Source organism: Hymenobacter polaris, assembly GCF_012927305.1.
Classification (GTDB): Bacteria; Bacteroidota; Bacteroidia; order Cytophagales; family Hymenobacteraceae; genus Hymenobacter; species Hymenobacter polaris.
Genome location: NZ_JABBGH010000001.1, coordinates 1,129,013 through 1,145,758, shown reverse-complemented (window position 1 = coordinate 1,145,758; position 16,746 = coordinate 1,129,013). Strand labels below are relative to the sequence as shown.

At 65.7% G+C, this 16,746-nt stretch carries 12 protein-coding genes; 6 read left to right on the top strand and 6 right to left on the bottom strand.

The genetic code is table 11. The features are described from left to right. Positions 1 to 78 precede the first annotated feature (78 nt). From HHL22_RS04830 to HHL22_RS04820, 3 genes are all read right to left on the bottom strand, one after another. The gene (locus HHL22_RS04830; RefSeq protein WP_169529813.1) at positions 79 to 3,369 is read right to left on the bottom strand and encodes an efflux RND transporter permease subunit; all 3,291 of its coding nucleotides are present in this window, start codon (positions 3,367 to 3,369) and stop codon (positions 79 to 81) included. 130 nt (positions 3,370 to 3,499) lie between these two features. Continuing rightward, complete coding sequence (locus HHL22_RS04825) at positions 3,500 to 4,663, bottom strand: efflux RND transporter periplasmic adaptor subunit (protein ID WP_169529812.1); 1,164 nt, start codon at positions 4,661 to 4,663, stop codon at positions 3,500 to 3,502. 188 nt (positions 4,664 to 4,851) lie between these two features. Beyond that, entirely contained in the window at positions 4,852 to 5,082 is a 231-nt protein-coding gene (locus HHL22_RS04820) for a hypothetical protein (protein WP_169529811.1), read from the bottom strand. 152 nt (positions 5,083 to 5,234) lie between these two features. On the opposite strand from HHL22_RS04820, the gene HHL22_RS04815 reads away from it, so the two are divergent. The 3 genes from HHL22_RS04815 (at position 5,235) to HHL22_RS04805 (ending at position 7,453) form a co-directional block, all read left to right on the top strand. Beyond that, positions 5,235 to 5,675, top strand: a complete 441-nt coding sequence (locus HHL22_RS04815) for a hypothetical protein (protein ID WP_169529810.1) — start codon at positions 5,235 to 5,237, stop codon at positions 5,673 to 5,675. A 139-nt stretch (positions 5,676 to 5,814) separates the two neighbouring features. Then, positions 5,815 to 6,045 (top strand): hypothetical protein, encoded by a 231-nt coding sequence (locus tag HHL22_RS04810; protein WP_169529809.1) that lies wholly within the window; start codon positions 5,815 to 5,817, stop codon positions 6,043 to 6,045. A gap of 259 nt (positions 6,046 to 6,304) precedes the next feature. After that, the gene (locus HHL22_RS04805) at positions 6,305 to 7,453 is read left to right on the top strand and encodes an alpha/beta hydrolase (RefSeq protein ID WP_169529808.1); all 1,149 of its coding nucleotides are present in this window, start codon (positions 6,305 to 6,307) and stop codon (positions 7,451 to 7,453) included. Positions 7,454 to 7,542: 89 nt separating this feature from the next. Here the strand turns inward: HHL22_RS04805 and HHL22_RS04800 are convergent, their stop codons facing one another. Then, the gene (locus HHL22_RS04800) at positions 7,543 to 9,027 is read right to left on the bottom strand and encodes an APC family permease (RefSeq protein WP_169529807.1); all 1,485 of its coding nucleotides are present in this window, start codon (positions 9,025 to 9,027) and stop codon (positions 7,543 to 7,545) included. Between the two features lie 118 nt (positions 9,028 to 9,145). Between HHL22_RS04800 and HHL22_RS04795 the strand changes: the two genes are divergently transcribed. After that, positions 9,146 to 9,841, top strand: a complete 696-nt coding sequence (locus tag HHL22_RS04795) for a hypothetical protein (protein ID WP_169529806.1) — start codon at positions 9,146 to 9,148, stop codon at positions 9,839 to 9,841. A gap of 44 nt (positions 9,842 to 9,885) precedes the next feature. After that, complete coding sequence (locus HHL22_RS04790; protein WP_169529805.1) at positions 9,886 to 12,618, top strand: hypothetical protein; 2,733 nt, start codon at positions 9,886 to 9,888, stop codon at positions 12,616 to 12,618. A 78-nt stretch (positions 12,619 to 12,696) separates the two neighbouring features. On the opposite strand, the gene HHL22_RS04785 is transcribed toward HHL22_RS04790, so the two are convergent. Continuing rightward, positions 12,697 to 12,903: a heavy-metal-associated domain-containing protein gene (locus tag HHL22_RS04785; protein ID WP_169529804.1), complete on the bottom strand. Its 207-nt coding sequence runs from the start codon at positions 12,901 to 12,903 to the stop codon at positions 12,697 to 12,699. A gap of 104 nt (positions 12,904 to 13,007) precedes the next feature. Next, complete coding sequence (locus tag HHL22_RS04780; protein WP_169529803.1) at positions 13,008 to 15,890, bottom strand: BamA/TamA family outer membrane protein; 2,883 nt, start codon at positions 15,888 to 15,890, stop codon at positions 13,008 to 13,010. On the opposite strand from HHL22_RS04780, the gene HHL22_RS04775 reads away from it, so the two are divergent. Next, positions 15,890 to 16,645 (top strand): TrmH family RNA methyltransferase, encoded by a 756-nt coding sequence (locus HHL22_RS04775; protein WP_169529802.1) that lies wholly within the window; start codon positions 15,890 to 15,892, stop codon positions 16,643 to 16,645. The genes HHL22_RS04780 and HHL22_RS04775 overlap by 1 nt on opposite strands. Positions 16,646 to 16,746: the final 101 nt, after the last annotated feature.

Genomic DNA, 16,746 nt, shown 5'->3' with positions numbered 1-16,746 from the left:
ACGAAGCGCGGCGGCGCAGGGGCGTTCCCTAGGGCCTTTCCCACAGCAGCAGAGGCCCCTAGGGCAACTTGCGCCGGCTTAGTGGTTTACCAGTTCCTCGGCCGGCTCGGGGCGCGCCTGCTTGTTTTCCTTCGCCTGCTTTTGCTCGTCGTTCTGGGGGCCTTTGGGGCCGCCCTCCTGCTCTTCCTTATCAAGTTGCTCCTGGGTTTTGGGCGGCCCGCTGATGCGCTCCTGCAAGCCCTCAAACACCATGTAGAGCACCGGCACGAAAAACACGCCCACCAGCGTGCCAAACAGCATGCCGCCAATGGCCCCGGTGCCAATGCTGCGGTTGCCGTTGGCGCCGGCGCCGTGGGCAAAAAGCAGCGGCAACAAACCCGCTACAAAAGCCAGCGAGGTCATCAGGATGGGGCGCAGGCGGGCCTTAGCGCCCTCCAGCGCCGCTTCGGCTACCCCTAGGCCGTGCAGGCGGCGCTGGGCGGCAAACTCCACGATGAGGATAGCGTTCTTGGCCAGCAGGCCGATGAGCATAATCACCGAAATCTGGAGGTAGATGTTGTTATCCACCCCCAGTAGCTTAGCAAATAAGTAGGTGCCCGTGAGGCCGATGGGCAGCGAGAGCAGCACCGCGAACGGCAGCAAGTAGCTCTCGTACTGCGCGCTCAGCAGCAAATACACGAAAATGAGCGAAAGCCCGAAAATGTAGAGTGACTGCCGCCCCGAGCCTTCTTCCTCGCGGCTGATGCCCGAGAACTCGAAGCCGTAGCCGGCCGGCAGCTTCTGGGCCGCCACTTCCTGAATGGCCACCAGCGCCTGCCCCGAGCTGACGCCTTCCTTGGGCGAGCCGTTCACCGAGATGGCCGTGAAGAGGTTGAAGCGGTTGAGCGTTTCGGGGCCGTAGATGCGCGTCAGCGTCACAAACTCCGAGATGGGCGCCATCTCGCTGGTGTTGGTGCGCACGAATATCTTGCTCAGGCCGGCCGGGCTGGCGCGGTAGCTGGTGTCGGCCTGCACCATTACGCGGTACTGCTTGCCAAACTCGTTGAAGTTGGTGGCGTACAGCCCGCCGTAGTACACCTGCATGGCGTTCAAGATGTTGGCTTCCGTCAGGCCTGCTTCCTTCACCTTAGCCACGTTCACGGCCAGCTGATACTGCGGGAAGCCGGGGTTGAAGGCCGTGGTAGCAAACTGAATTTCGGACCGCTGGTTGAGAGCCGCCAAAAAGTCCTGCGCCACCTTGTAAAACTGGGCGATGCTGTGCCCGCCCTGGTCCTGAATCTGGAAGGTGAAGCCGCTGGTAGCCCCGAAGCCCGTGATGGTAGGCTGCGAGATGCTACGAATATCGGCCCCCCGAATGCCGCTGGTGAGCTTATTAATCTGGTCGATAACCTGCACGTTGTCCTGGTCGCGCTCGTCCCAGGGCTTGAGGCGCACAATCACCATGCCGTAGCTGCTGCCGCTGCCGGCCAGGAAGTTCTGGCCCGAGATGCGCAGCGTGCCCCGCACCGCCGGAATACCCCGGATGAGGCTGTCCACCTGCGTGTTGATGGCCGTGGTGCGCTCCAGCGACGAGGCCGGCGGCAAGCTCACGTTCACGAAGATGGTGCCCATGTCCTCGGCCGGCACGAAGCTGCTGGCCGTGCCCGTCATCAAAAAATACAGCGCCACGCCGAAGCCTGCTACGCCCGCCAGCGCCAGTACCTTGTGCCCCCCCAGAAACTCGACGCCCCGCGTGTACTTGGCCACCAGCCCGTCGTAGGCCGCATTGAAAGCCCGGCTGAAGCGCTGCCGGTAGCTGAGCTTGGGCTGCGGCGGTGGGGTGCCAGCCGGGGCCCTAGGGTCGGCATCCACCTTGGCGGGCTCGTCGCCGTGGTCGGGCGGCAGCAGAAACAGCGCCGCCAGGGCCGGGCACAAGGTTAGCGCGTTCACCGCCGAAATGAGAATGGCGATGGCCAGCGTGATGCCGAACTGCTTGTAAAACACCCCGGTAGAGCCCTCAATAAACGTAACGGGCAAGAATACCGCCGCCATCACGAGCGTGATGCTGACGATGGCGCCGCTGATTTCGCCCATCGCGTCGATGGCCGCCTTGCGGGCCGAGGTGTAGCCGCTTTCGAGCTTGCCGTGCACGGCCTCCACCACCACAATGGCATCATCGACCACGATGCCGATGGCCAGCACCAGCGCAAACAGCGTGAGCAGGTTGATGCTGTAGCCGAACAGCTTGAGGAAGAAGAAGGTACCGATGATGGACACCGGTACCGACACCCCGTGGATGATGGTGGAGCGGAAGTCCTGCAAAAAGATGAAAATCACCAGAAACACCAGCGCGAAGGCTTCGAGCAGGGTGTGGATTACTTTGTCAATCGAGGCGTCCAGGAAATCGTTGACGTTCACCAGCGTCGTGTACTTGACGCCGGCCGGAAACGACTTGGAGGCGTCTTCCAGCACCTTCACCGACTTCTCAATCACGGCGCGGGCGTTGGAGCCCGGCGTCTGGTTGACCGAGATGCCCACCGAGGGCTTGCCGAAGGTGGCGCTGTTGCTGTTGTAGGCCTGGGCGCCCAGCTCGATGCGGGCCACGTCGCGCAGGTGCAGCAGCTGGCCCTGGGCGGTGCCGCGCAGCACGATGTCCCCAAACTGCTCGGCATTTATGAGCTTGCCGGTATACTGAATGACGTATTGGAAGCTCTGGTCGGAGTTTTCGCCAAACTTGCCCGGCGCGGCGTACACGTTCTGGTCGGCCAGCGCGGCGGTGATGTCGGCCGGCACCAGGCCGTAGATGGCCATCACGTCGGGCTTCAGCCAGATGCGCATCGAGTAGTCGCGCGAGCCGAACGCGTTGGAGGCGCCCACGCCCGTCACGCGCCGCACCCTAGGGGTGATGTTAATCTGGGCGTAATTCTGCAGGAAGGTTTGGTCGTAGGCCGGGTTATCGCTGTAGAGCGCAAAAATCAACAGGTTGCTGCTCTGCTGCTTGCGCACCGTCACGCCGGCCAGGGTCACTTCCTGGGGTAGCAGGCTGGTGGCGCTGGCCACGCGGTTCTGCACGTCCACGGCCGCCTGGTCGGGGTCGCGCCCTACGTTGAAGTACACCTGGATGCTAGCCGAGCCGTCGTTGGTGGCCGAGGACGTCATGTAGGTCATGCCCTCCACGCCGTTTATCTGCTCTTCCAAAGGCGTAATCACGCTCTTGAGCACCACGTCGGCGTTGGCACCCGCGTAGCTGGCCGACACCTGCACGGTGGGCGGCGAAATATCGGGATACTGCGCAATGGGCAGCGTGAGCAGCCCTAGGGCCCCCAGCAGCACCAGGATAACGGAGATAACCGTTGATAAAACGGGCCGCTCGATGAATATCTTTAGCATTGCAATTAGTAGCTAATCGTTTGGCATTGCGAGTTCGCGAAGCAATCGCAACCCGCATGAAACCCTAGGGCCACTATTCTAGTGCGATTGCTTCGCGGGCTCGCCATGACAAACGCTCCTTAAAGCAGCGTTACCCTTTTACGTCCGCCTTGGCCTTGGCTGCCGACTGCACCACGGGCTTAATCTTGGTGCCGTCCTTGAGGCTGGCGGCGCCCTGCAACACCACTTCCTCGCCCGGCTTCAGGCCCGCATCCACTACGAACGACTGGCCATCGGGCGTGGGCGTGACGGTGATGGGCGCGGCGTACACGGCCGTGTCGCGGCCCACCACGTAGGCAAAGCGCTTGCCCTGCAGCTCGTAGGTGGCGCTCTGCGGAATGACGAGCACATTGCGCATGGGCTGCACGGTGCGCACCGCGCCGCTGCCGCCGCTGCGCAGCAGGCCGTTGGGGTTGGGGAAGGTGGCGCGGAAGGTGCTGGCGCCCGTTTCAGTATCTACCGAGCCGATGGCCGTTTTCACCCGGCCAGGGTACTGATACACCGCCCCGTTGGCCAGCACCAGGCGCACGTTGGGCAGGTTGGCCAGCTTGTCTTGCAGGGTGGCGCCGGGCCGCCGCTGCACAAAGTTCAGCAGTGCCTTCTCGCTGAGCGAGAAGTAGGCGTACACGTCGGCCGTGCCCGACACGGTGGTGAGCGGGTCGGCGGACGTGCTGCTCACCAGCGCGCCAATCTTGTTGGGGATGGTGCCCACCACGCCGTCTACCGGGCTGGTAATGACCGTGTAGCCTAGGTTAGTGAGGGCATTAGCCAGCGTGGCGCGGGCCTGGGCCAGGGCGGCCTGCTTGCTTTCGAGGGTGTACTGGGCGCCTTCCAGCTCGTACTTGCTGATGATGCCGCGCGCCACCAGCGGCGACACCTTGCGCACGGTCATCTCGGCGGCATCCACGTCGGCCTGGGCGGTTTTGATGCCGGCGCGGGCCGTGCGCACCTCTTGTTCGTACTGCGGGGCGCTAATTTTGAATAGCTTCTGGCCCTTAAGTACGTTGGCGCCCTCGTCCACGTAAATGGCCTCCACGTAGCCATCCACCTTGGGCCGAATTTCCACGTTCTGCTTGCCCTGAATGGTGGCCGGGTAGTCCTGAAACAGCGTCACCGTATCGGGGCGTAGCCTGAGCACGGGGTAGGTTTGAATTTTGGGCGGGCCTTTCTGGGCCGCATCCTTCTTTTTGCCGCCGCATGCCGCCAGGCTCAGCGCCAGCAGGCCGGCCGCCAGAAAAGGCAGGTTGTTCCGCATAGGTATAAAGGTGCAAAGCTGGAAGCAGCTGGCCGGTATAGAGTAGGCAGACAGCTGCAATTCACCGGCTAAAGGCTCTATACGCACGGATGGGGGATAGTGATTAACGTCGCCTAGAATCGCGAGCGTGTAGCGCACCAGACAATGACAGGCGACATTAAGCACTACTCACCAAACGTTAGTTACTACTAATGGTGGTGATGCCCGGCCGGCCGCTCCTTGCCGAATAAATTGACCAGCGCGCCCACCACAAACAGCGCCGCCCAACACACGTAGAGCCACTGGTAGCCCGCGGGCAGGGGCCGGGCAAATACGTAGCGGATGAGCACCTGGGCCCCGGCGCTCATCAGCAGGCCGGTGAAGGCGATGAACTGCCAGGAGTTGAAGCGGGTAGGGCGGTAGAGCTTAGCGAGTTCCATGGGGCGAAAAGATGGGCTGGGGAAGGCAACAACGATAACCCCGCCCCCGGCTCCGCGTATGCAACAACGGCGGCGGCCCGCGCGAAGTTTACCGGTGCGGGCCCTAGGCTGCCTTTTCCGCCCAAGCCTTTACCCTTTTCCCTCCCCCTAATATGTTACTCAACGACGAGATTTTCGACGAAAACAAGCCCAAAACGGGCGAGCAAGAACACCAGGGCTCCAACCAAAACCCGGTGAACAACGTGCCCGGTGCCCACAACGAAGAGCTGGAGAAGCAGCGCGACTACCAGCGCGACCAAAGCAACAACAAGGACAGCAACGACGCCAGCGCCGCCCGCAACACCGGCGCCAACGCCTATACGCAGCGCAGCGACCAGAAAGACCAGTTGAGCAACCTGCACATTGGCGGCTCGGAAACCGAGCCCCAGGGCGGCAATAACCACGCCACGGCCGGCGAGCAGGCCCAGGGCCCCGGCTTCACCGAGGAAGGCAGTTACGAGCTGGGCGACGGCATTCGGATGCACGACCAGCGCCTGGGCGAAGACCACACCAGCGGCCCCGCCCGCAAGCCCCAGGACGAAACTAGCAACTAGCTGCTGCCTAGTGAGGTAGCTAGTCGATGGTGGCCTAGGGGCAGTGCTGCTCCTAGGCCTTTTTTCACTCAACCAAGTAGCGTAGTAGGTGGCCCGGTGCCCAGCCTGCGCTGCCAGGTTATTTATTTCGCTGCATATCGTGCGCTTTCAACTCAAAAAAAAGGCCGGGGTAAGTGCCCTAGCCTTCCTGCTGGCGGCTGGCGTGGCTAGCTGCAACTCGCCCACCCAACCAGCCGGCTCATCGGTAACGCTGCCCGCAGGCGCGGAAGCGCAAGACTCGGTGAAAGCCAGCCTAACTGCCCCTGCCCCCGATGCGGTAAGTACCAGCGCCGACTCGACGGCGGCCCGCTCGTCCGTAACGCCCCGTTGAGCACGCAGGCCCTAGGGGCACTAGGATGGAACAGGGCAACATCAGTTGAAAATGGGGCGCAGACGCAGGCTAAGCGCGCTCCGCAACATTAGGGCAGCCACTTAAGAAAGACGCAACCGTGCCTTTCTTAAGTGGCTGCCTGCTTGCTAACAAGCCCCGTAGTGCGGCTTAAGTAGTTGGTTGTTAAGAATAAATAATTGCAACATTGACGGTACTGGCGTGCGTAGGGAAAATAAAATTTTAGCCCCCTGCTTCACGTATGATTACTGTTTCCTCCACGCGCGGGCTGGCCAGCCGGCCTTTACCCCGCCTGCTAGTGCTGGCCGGCCTGGCCGCCAGCCTGGGCGGCCCGCTGGCTGCTTGCAAAAAAGACAGCGACTCGTCGCCCAGTCTCATTCAGCCAACCACGGCCAAGCCCAGCTACGCGCCCAACGAGAACGACCAGATGTGGGCCGTTATCGAGCAGTTTATTGCCTTCAATGACCCGGCATTGCCCACGCTCTCGGCCCGCCAGGCCCGCATGACGCACAGCGTGAGCGGCGACGCCGTGCGGGCGCTGCTTGCCAAAAACAACCGCGCTGCCTCGTCTTTTAACCTGACCATCAGTCAGATGGTGCTTAAGACAAACACTGCCGGCTCGGCTGCCGATGGCGTGCCGGTGCGGGTGTACAAGCCTGCCAACGCGAGCGGCACCCTACCGGCCATCGTGTATTACCACGGCGGGGGCTTCGTCATTGGCTCGCTCGACGTGTATGAGCCGTCAGCTAAGGCGCTGGCCAACAACACTGGGGCCATCGTGTTCTCGGTAGATTACCGCCTGGCTTCCGAAACTATGAACAAGTTTCCGGCGGCCCACGAGGATGCCTACGCCGCCTACAAGTACGTGCGCGATAATGCGGCGGCCCTAGGGGTGAACCCGGCTAAAATTGCCGTGGCGGGCGAGAGCGCCGGGGGCAACCTGGCCGCCGCCGTGTGCCTGCTGGCCAAGGAGCGCGGCCTGGCCCTGCCCGTGCACGAGCTGCTGGTGTACCCCGAGGCCGACAACAACATGACCACGGCCTCTTACCAGAAATACGCCAATGCTATGCCCCTGAACCAGGCCAACATCCAGTATTTCAGCGGCCTGTATTTTAACTCGCCGGCCGATGGCGACAACCGCCTCATTTCGCTGGTGGACGTAGCCGACCTCAAAGGCCTGCCACCCACCACGATTATCGCCGCCGAAATAGACCCGCTGCAAACCGAGGGCCAGAGCCTGCGCGACAAGCTAACGGCCGCCGGCGTGAGCACGGACTACACGCTCTACGCGGGCACCACCCACGAGTTCTTTGGTACCTACGACCTCGTGCCCCTCGCCGTCGACGCCCAAAACCACGCCGCCGACCGCCTTAAGGCCGCGTTTCAGTAGGAAGTCAAAAGTGAGGAGTTAAAAGTTAAAATCCCCGGCCTCCATGTGAAGCCGGGGATTTTAACTTTTAACTCCTCACTTTTGACTTCCTACACGCTCATCCGGCGCCCAAACAGCAGGTACACCGGCAGCCCTAGGGCCACCAGGCCCAGGCCGTAGCGCGAGTACTCGGCCGTGTCAGGGGCGATGAGCAGGATGATGCAGAAGGCCGAGGCCAGCACCACGTAAATGCCCGGTAGCACCGGGTAGCCCCAGGCGCGGTAGGGGCGGGGCGCGGTGGGCCGAGTGCGGCGCAGCACGAAAATGCCGATTATCGTGATGAGGTAGAACAGGATAACCGAAAACATGACGTAGTTGAGCAGCTGCCCGTAGCTGCCGCTCAGGCACAGCAAACTGGCCCACAGGCACTGCACCCACAGCGCCCGGCCCGGCACCCCAGCCCGGTTGAGGCGGGCCAGCCCCGGAAAAAACAGGCCGTCCTTAGCCATGGCGTAGTAGGCGCGGGCCCCGCTCAGGATGATGCCGTTGTTGGCCCCGAAGGTGCTGAGCATGATGAGCACCGCCAGCACGTAAGCGCCCGCCCGGCCCATTACCGACTCGGCCACGGCAGTGGCCACCCGGTCGTCGGTGGCGTACTGAATGCCGCGGCCGGCTAGGGTAGCGGCCTCGGGCGAGCCCTGCAGGGGCAGCACCAGCAAATACACCACGTTGATGAGGATGTAGAGCGTCGTGACGATGGCCGTGCCTAGGGCCATGCTGCGCACCAAGGTGCGCTCGGGGTTCTGGATTTCCTCGCCCGCGAAGCCGATGTTGTTCCACGAATCGGACGAGAACAGCGAGCCGGTCATGGCCATGCCGATGCCAATAACGAGCGCCCCGCTGCTGAGCGGTACCACCGTCCCGCCCACGCCCGGCGCCGGCGAGCGCGTAGCGTGCCAGAGGTCGTGGAAATTGGCCTGCACGGCGTCGGCGTTCAGCCCCAGAAACAAGCCGAACAAGATGAGCAGCGCCAGGGCCACGAGCTTGGTCGAGCCCAGCACGTTCTGGATGAGCTTGCCAGCCTGCACGCCCCGCGCGTTCACGGCCGTGATGGCCACGATGAGCAGAATGGCCAGCACCTGCACTGAGCTAATGGGAAAGGGCCCTAGGCTGAACAGCACGTGCTTGACCGAAAACCAGGGCAGCAATACGCCCGTGAACTTGGCAAAGGCCACCGCCACGGCCGCGATAACGCCGGTTTGGATGACCAGAAACAGCGTCCAGCCGTAGAGAAACGCCACCAGCCGCCCGAAGGCCTCGCGCAGGTACACGTACTGCCCGCCCACCTTGGGGAACATGGCCGCCAGCTCGCCGTAGCTAATGGCGCCGGCCATGGTGATGAGGCCCGTGAGCAGCCACACCACCAGCAGCCAGCCCGCCGAGCCCACCTGCCGGGCAATGTCGGCCGACACCAGGAAAATGCCCGAGCCAATCATGGAGCCCGTGACGAGCATCACGGCATCAAACAGCGTAAGCGCGCGCTTGAAGTGGCCGGGCGCGTCGGTAGTAGGAGGGGAGGTAGTGGGAGAAGCCATTCAGGGAGGATTTTCGCCAAATAACGGGCCTAGGGCTGAATGCAACTTCTGGGGCAACACTAGTATCTTCAGGCTGACTTCAGAAAAACCACCTACTCGCTGGAAAATAACCGCCACCATGCGTCTGCTGCTACTCTGCCTGGTCAGCCTGTTCTGCGTCACCTGCCTGGTAGCGTGTGAGAATACCGCCGAGCCCGACCAGCTGACCGTAGTGCAGGGCACCGTGACGAGTGCTGAAACCGGCCGGCCGCTGGCGAGCGTGCTGATGGTCATTGAGTCGTTTCAGCGCGGCATATTTGGCAGGCCCTACCTAATTGCCACTGGCGACTCGGTGCGGACCGATAGGCAGGGTAAGTATCAGCTGAGCTTTCGCAACCGCAAGGGCCTGTACTATGCCGCTACGGCCGAGCCGCTGGATTTGCGAAAGTCTTCGCCGTACTATCGCTTGGCTTTTGTCACCAATCCTAAAGCTAGTATTTTTCAATATCTTAACAGCCAAGAAGTAACCGTTGGTCAAACCAATACCGTCGATTTCCAGCCCAACGAGCTGCGCACCGTGGCCGTGCGCATTCGCAACCGTAACACCGGCTACCAGCAGCTCGATTTCAACTACCGCTACCTGCACGGCAACAACCTGGATACGCTGGCCTATCTACGCGGCTACTACCTGCCGCCAGTGGGCGTGCAATTTCACTATTACCAGCGCAACACCGCGGGCCAGCTAACCAAAGACACCGCCGTGGCGCTGGTGGTGCAAAGTCCCGCTGCCCGGCCGCCCGATACGCTGCGCGCCACGCTCACCTTTGGGCGCTAAGCTGCCCTAGGGACCCTTGCGCCCTAGGCGCTACTTTTGCCCGCATGTCCCGCAAGCTCCTGGCCCTGCTGCTGGCCTCGCTGCTGCTGCTGTCGCTGGCCACCTACGTTTACTACCGCCGCACGCTGGCCGCCGTGCCCGTCGATGCCTACGCCCTGGTGCCCGACGATGCGGTGCTGGTGCTGGCCACCCGCAACCACCCCGCCCTGGTGCGCCACCTGCAGGAGGCCGGCGTGTGGGACAACCTCACCGGCGTGCGCTACTACCAGCAGGTAGCCGGCCAGTTGACCCTGGCCGACAGCCTGGCCACCGGCGGCAACCCCAGCGCCAGCCCCCGCCGCGGCTTACTGAGCCTGCTCGGCAATAAGCTGGTGCTGACGTCCTTGCACGTCACGGGGCCGCGCCAGGTAGACCTGCTCTACCAGCTGCCACTGCTGAGCGTGCGCGAGTACCGCCAGGCGCGGGGCCTGCTCGAAACCCTGGGCCGCGACCCGCGCTACACCCTAGGGGCGCGTGCCTACGAAGGCCAGGAGCTGCAGGAGCTGACCCGGCGCGGCGGCGAGCGCCTGACGCTGCTCAACTACCGCAACCACTTGCTGTTCAGTACCAACCCGGGCCTGGTAGAAGCCGTAGTGCACCGACTGGCGCACCCCGACGCGCCCACCGTGCGCGCCGGCTTCGGCGAAACCGACTTGTTCCGGCTGCGCGACTTCGATGCCACGCTACTCATCAATTTTCGCCGTCTGCCGGGGCTGCTCGATGTGCTGTGTCAGCCCGGTACCCACGCCCGCCTCGACCAGGCCCTGGCCTTGGTGCGCGACGGCTGGCTGGGGCTGCAACTGGCCCCCGGCCAGCTTACCTGCACCGGCTTTGCCAACCCCGAAACGGCCGCCGGCGCCTGGCAGGCGCAGATGAGCGGCCCGCCCACCCAGGCCCTGCGCCCCCTGGCCGAGGTGCTGCCCCAGCGCACCGCCCTGCTGCTGGCCGTAGATGGCCGCCTGCCCCTAGCCGCCGCCCCCGACTCGGCTACCCGCCCGGCCCTCGACAGCCTGCGCGCCAGCTTGCTGCCGGGGGCCGCCCTGGCCTGGCTGGCGGCGCCCACGCCCGGCCCGCCGCCCGCGCCGGTGCTGGTGCTGCGCTGCCGCGCCCCCGGCCGGGCGGCAAGCTGGCTGGCGCGCCTGCGCCGCGCCGCCCGGGTGGCGCCCGCGTTCGAGCGCGTGGGCCGTTTCGAGCTGTTTGGGGCGCCCGTGGGCGCGGCGCAGCTGGCGGGCCCCCTCGGCGGCCCTGCGCCGGCCGACACCGTGCCGCTGGGCACGGTGCTCATGGGCAGCTACTTGGTGTGGGGCGAGAAAGCCAGCCTGCGCCGATACGCCGCCGAGGTGGCGGCCGGCCGGGTGTGGAGCCGCTCCACCACGCAGGTGGCGCTGGTGCAGCAGGCCTTGCCCCAGGCCCGCCTCACCCTGCTGGCCGATGTGCGCCAGGGCTGGAACGCGCTGCTGGGTACGCTGGCCGAAGACCGCCGCGCCGGCTTGCTGCGCAACGAAAGCCTGCTGCGCCGCTTCCCGCAGGTGGCCTGGCAGCTGCTGCCACCCGACGCGGCCCCTAGGGCCGGCGGCCCCGCCCAGGCCGGTCCCTACTACGCCCAGCTGCTGCTGCGCCGCGCCACCGAAGCCACGGCCGCCGACTCGGCCCTGGCGGCCAGCACCGGCACCCGGTTCCGCACCGCGCTGGCCGGTAAGCCGCTGCTGCTGAGCGCCGCCGAAAACGCCTATTCCACCGTGCTGGCCGATTCGGCGGGGGTGCTGCGCCTGCTGCCCGGCGCGCCCGGCGCCCTGCCGTGGGTGGATAGCCTGCCCGGCCCGGCCGTGGGCCCCGGGCCGCGCCTGGTGCGGGGCCGCCTGCTGCTGGCCACCGCCCACCAGGTGCACTGGCTGAGCGTGGCCGACGGCCGCGAGGCGCCCGGCTTCCCCCTCAACCTACCCGATACCACGACCCTGACGGCGGTGGTGGCCGCTCCCGGCACCCCGCGCCTGGTGGTGGCCACTGCCACCGACCTGCTGCTGCTCGATACCAACGGCCGGCGCTACCCCGGCTGGCCCCGCCGCCTCGAAGCACCGCTGGCCGGCCCGCCCGCCCTGCTCACCGTGGGCGGGCGCGACGTGGTGGTGGCGGCCCTGCGCAACGGCTACGTCTACGCCTTCGACCAGGCCGGCGAGCGCTACCCCGGCTTTCCGGTGAGCGCGGGGGCTAGGCTGGCGGGGCCGCTGCTGGCCACGGCCGGCCCCACGCTGGCCAAAAGCCAGCTGCGCCTCGTCAATCAGCACGGCGAGCTGCTCGCCTTCACCCTCAGCGGCGACGTGACGAGCCGCCGCCGCCTGGCCACCTGGAGCCGCACGGCCAGCTTCCGGCTGGTGCCCGAGGCCAGCCGCCGCGCCGGCTCCTTTGTAGTGGTGCGGCAGGATGGTGGCCAGCTCAGCGCCTTCAGCCCCACCGGCGAGTTGCTGCTGAGCCGCCAGCTGCTGACCTCGGGCGAGAAGCCGGTGCAGTGGTTTGACTTTGGGGGCAGCCACCAGGTGCTGGCCCTTACCGAGCCGCTGCCGGGCCAGGTCACGCTCTATACTGGCCAGGGCCGCCCGCTGGCCGGTAGCGCCAGCGCCCCGGCCACCTGGCCCAGCACCGGCACCGGCGTGGCCCTGCGCTACGACGGGGCTCGCCGCCGCTACCTGCTGGTGCGCTACCAGGGCCGCGAGCTGCACCGCGACGAGGTGGCGGAATAAAAAATTGCGGACTAAAAAAAGGCCCATCCCGCGCGGGATGGGCCTTTTTGGTAGGCTACGGCCCTAGGGGCCGGGCTACTACAGGGGCCGGGCGTCGAAGCCGGCTTCCTGCACCAGCGCCGCCACCTGGGCGGGGGCCAGGGTGGTTTCTACCGTCAGCACCTTGTCGGGGGTGGTGGTGTCCACCTGCCAGGTGCTGATGGCCGGCTCGGCGTTGAGGGTGGGCGTCACGGCCCGCAGGCAGTTGGCGCAGTTGATGGTGGTTTTGAAGCGTTGGGTAGCCATGAGTAAGAAAGCTAAAGGCCGCGCCCAAGCGGCGCTGGCGTAGCCTCTACAACCCGCCCGTCCCCAAATTGATTGCACCCGCCTGGCCCTAGGCCCCCTCCGGGCTAGAAAGGGTAGCCGATGCCCACGTTGATAATCGTTTGGTTGGTAGTGGTGCGAATGGCCTCGCGTAGGCGCCAAGGGGCGTCGGGCACCGTGGGGTCGTACACTTTCGTGGCAATGTCGAAGCGCAGGATGATGAACGTGAAATCCATGCGCAGGCCGAAGCCCGACGCCACCGCAAACTGCTTGTAGAACGAGTCGAGCTGGAATTTTGCCCCCGGGCGCCGGTCGTCAGGCTGCAGCGACCACACGTTGCCAAAATCGGTGAACACGGCGCCGTTGATGAACGAGTACAGCGGGAAGCGGTATTCTACCGACCCTTCCAGCAGCACGTTGCCCGGCTGCTCGGTCACGTAGTCGCGGGTGCCGTCGGGCTTGGTGGTGGCAAAGGAGCCGATGCCCAGCCGGCGCGGCGCCCAGGCCCGCACGCTGTTCGAGCCCCCCGCAAACAAAAACTTGTCGTAGGGAATAATATACTCGCTGTCGCCGGCCTGGGCGGGGGGCGTGGCCGTCAGGGCCTGGGCTATGCCACCATTGAGGCGCCAGGCCAGGTAGGTGGTGGGCGACAGCTTGTAGTACTGCCGGTAGTCGGCCGTGACTTTGTAGAAGTTATACACCGACAAGCCGGTGTCCTTAAACCAGCCGGCGTCGCGGTAGAGCCCGCGCGTGAGCCCGCCCAGCTCCACAAACCAGCGGAAGTAGTGCGCCGAGCGCGTCTGGTTGATGTCGTTGGAGTTGAAGATGGAGCTGAAGCTGAAGCTCGGCTCGTAGATGTTGCGAAACGACTGGTAGAGCGGGCTGCCAAATTTGATGCGCAGCGTATCCAGCTGCGCCTGGTAGGCCTCGCTCACAAACGGCGTGCTGACGATGCCAATATCCAGGGGCGTAAAGATATACTGCTGGTAAACACTGGGTTGCCAGAGGTAGTCGAGCGTGGCCTCCGTGTTGCTGCGGGTGTAGTAAGGGGTTTTGGTGTAGTTGTTGGAAACCGAGAACCGGGTGCGCGGCTGGTCGTTGCGCAGGAAATTGCCGAGGCCGAAGGGCACCAGAAACTGCGGCACCACCAGGGCCGCCGAGGCGCCGTACTGCAGGGTGTAAAGGGAAGACGTGTTGGTGGCGTCATTCAGGTCGAGGCGGGCCAGCTGGCCTTCCAGGCCGGCGCGGGCGCTTAGCTCCAGCACCTCGGCCCCGCCAAAGGGGTTGCGCCACTTCAGGCGCAGGTTGCCGAAGGGCCCCACCTTGTCGGCCACGTAGGTGCCGCCAAATTCGGTGGTTTCGGAAAAGCGCGGGCTAGGCGAGGTGGTGATGGTGGCGTCGAGAAAGCCCGTGGGCGACTCCAGCGCGGCGGGGGGCCGCGGGGGCCCTAGGGCCGGCCGCAGGGTATCGGCCAGGGCCACGTCGGCGTTGGTGGTGTCGCGGGCCACGTTGTCGAAGCTCACCCGGCTGTCGGCCGCCACCTTGCGGTAGGTCACGGTGTTGAACTGAAACATGTCCAGGGCCGACAGCTGGCGCTGGGCGCGCTGCGTGCGGGTGAGGTTGTAGAGCTGGCCCGGCCGCAGCGGCACCTGGCGCACCAGCACCTTGGGGCTGATTTCGAGCGGCCCGCGGCTGGCAATCAGCACCGAATCCTGGCGCACGGTATCGCGCGGGGCCACGCGGCGGCCCGTGCGCCGCAGCCGGCTGGCCGTCATGGAGTCGGACACGGCCGCCGGGGTAACGCCCGCCGGCAGGTTGGCCGTCGAGATGCGGCCCGTGCGGTTGGCGTTGGTGGCCACGCGGGCGGCCGCCGTGTCGGCGGCCAGCTGCTGGCGGTACGACCGCCGCCCCAGGCGGGCAGTATCGCCGGCCGTGGCGCGCAGGGCGCGGGCCCGGCTCACGTCGGTCAGCAGCGTTACCTGGCGCAGGCGGTAGCGGCGCAGGCCGCCGGGGGGGCTGGCTAGCAGCATGCGCAGGCGCACTTGCTGCTTCTCAAAGCTCGTATCAGCCTCAAAGGAAATCAGTTGGGCCCGAAAATCGTAGTAGCCCGCGTTTTTGAGCAGCGTTTCGAGGCGCTGGCGCTCCAGCCCAATCGCGTCCTCGTTGTAGGCGTCGCCGCGGTGCAGCAGCGCGTCCGTCTGGCTTTGGGCAATCACGCGCGCCACCCCCGAGTCGGGCACGATGCGCGCCAGCTGGCTCAGGGTAAACTCGGGGCCTTCCTTCACCTCGTAGGTCACGGCCACGCGCCGGTACAGGCGCTGGCCGGTCAGGGAATCGCGCAGGGGGGTGGCTCGCACGGGCTTGCTGCCCAGCAGGTTGCGCACGATGCCGCCGGGGCTGCGCTTGGCGCGGGCCGTGTCGAAGTAGCTCACCTGGGCCCGGAAGTAGCCCTGCGAGTGCAGGTACGTTTTGAGCTGCTCCACGGTGCGGGCGCTCAGGGTGGGGTCGTAGAGCACGGGCGGCTCGCCGAGGCGCATAATGGCGTTGCCCTTGTTAAGAGCCGTGCGCTTGCGGGCCAGGCGGCGGTCGCGGCGGTCGGCCAGCCGCCCCACGCGGGCCGAGTCGGTGCCCGCCTGGGCAATCTTGTCGGCGTACTTGGCCTGAATGCGCGCAATGTGCCGCTTGATGCGGGCCGAGTCGTAGAACGAGTGCCCCAGCTGGTAGATGGCCAGTCGGGGCAGCGGCAGGTTGCGGTTGGGCTTTTGCTGCACCAGTGTTAGCATGCGCTCCTGCTGGGCCGTGGTCAGGCCGTCGCTCTCAATCGTTACCTTCGTCAGCAGGCGCTCGTTGGGCGCCAGCAGGCGCAGCGGCGAGCAGCCCACGGCCAGCCACAGCGCCACCAGCGCCAGTAGGCCCCGGCCGCCCGCCGCGCCACGCCGCCGCGGGTGGTCGTTACTTTGTGGGTCCAATGGTTTCAAAAGCTCTCGCCAAATACATTCGGTCGCTGCACCAGCGCAAATATCGGCAGCGCCACGCCGCCTTCCTGGTCGAAGGTGCCAAAAGCGTGCTAGAGTTGCTCGGCGCGGGCCTGGCCATCGAGCACCTGGTGGCCACGCCCGCCTTCGCCCCGCAGCTGGCCGCCGCCCGCGCCCCGCTGCATTTGGCCAGCGAAGAGGAGCTAACCCAGCTGGGCACGCTGCAAACTAACGCCGCCGCCCTGGCCGTAGTACGCCAGCCTGCCCTAGGGCCCCTGCTGCCCACCTTGCCCACCACCCAGCTCGTGCTGGCCCTCGACGGCGTGGCCGACCCCGGCAACCTGGGCACCCTCTGGCGCCTGGCCGACTGGTACGGCCTGCCCGGCCTGGTGCTGAGCGAGCACTGCGCCGACCCCTTCAACCCCAAGGCCGTGGCCGCCAGCATGGGCGCCTTCGGCCGGGTGCCGGTGTGGGCCGGCCGTGACCTGGCCACCTGGCTAAGCGAGCTGCCGGCCGAAACGGCGGTATTCGGAGCCGACCTGCACGGCGACAACGTGCACCGCCTGGCCCTAGCCCCCAGGGGCGTGCTGGTGATGGGCAGCGAAAGCCACGGCCTGAGCGAAGCCGTTGGCCAGGCCCTCACGCAGCGCCTGCACATTCCGCACGGCCCCGGCGGCCGCGCCGAAAGCCTGAACGTGGCCGTGTCGGCGGCCATTCTGCTGGATAATTTTTTTCGAGGCGTGAGCTGACGCCGCCCTTGGCGGGCCACTGGGCCCTAGGGCTACGGCCGGCGGCCCCGCCGCCAGCCACTGCTTAGGGGCTGCCTTGCTCGTTGGGCGCGCCGTTTATC

What these genes read in the sequence shown, in the direction of transcription:
- HHL22_RS04830 (WP_169529813.1), bottom strand. Translation starts at nt 3,369, where the DNA reads ATGCTAAAGATATTCATCGAGCGGCCCGTTTTATCAACGGTTATCTCC.
- HHL22_RS04790 (WP_169529805.1), top strand. Translation starts at nt 9,886, where the DNA reads ATGTCCCGCAAGCTCCTGGCCCTGCTGCTGGCCTCGCTGCTGCTGCTG.
- HHL22_RS04785 (WP_169529804.1), bottom strand. Translation starts at nt 12,903, where the DNA reads ATGGCTACCCAACGCTTCAAAACCACCATCAACTGCGCCAACTGCCTG.
- HHL22_RS04775 (WP_169529802.1), top strand. Translation starts at nt 15,890, where the DNA reads ATGGTTTCAAAAGCTCTCGCCAAATACATTCGGTCGCTGCACCAGCGC.
- HHL22_RS04795 (WP_169529806.1), top strand. Translation starts at nt 9,146, where the DNA reads ATGCGTCTGCTGCTACTCTGCCTGGTCAGCCTGTTCTGCGTCACCTGC.
- HHL22_RS04815 (WP_169529810.1), top strand. Translation starts at nt 5,235, where the DNA reads ATGTTACTCAACGACGAGATTTTCGACGAAAACAAGCCCAAAACGGGC.
- HHL22_RS04805 (WP_169529808.1), top strand. Translation starts at nt 6,305, where the DNA reads ATGATTACTGTTTCCTCCACGCGCGGGCTGGCCAGCCGGCCTTTACCC.
- HHL22_RS04820 (WP_169529811.1), bottom strand. Translation starts at nt 5,082, where the DNA reads ATGGAACTCGCTAAGCTCTACCGCCCTACCCGCTTCAACTCCTGGCAG.
- HHL22_RS04825 (WP_169529812.1), bottom strand. Translation starts at nt 4,663, where the DNA reads ATGCGGAACAACCTGCCTTTTCTGGCGGCCGGCCTGCTGGCGCTGAGC.
- HHL22_RS04800 (WP_169529807.1), bottom strand. Translation starts at nt 9,027, where the DNA reads ATGGCTTCTCCCACTACCTCCCCTCCTACTACCGACGCGCCCGGCCAC.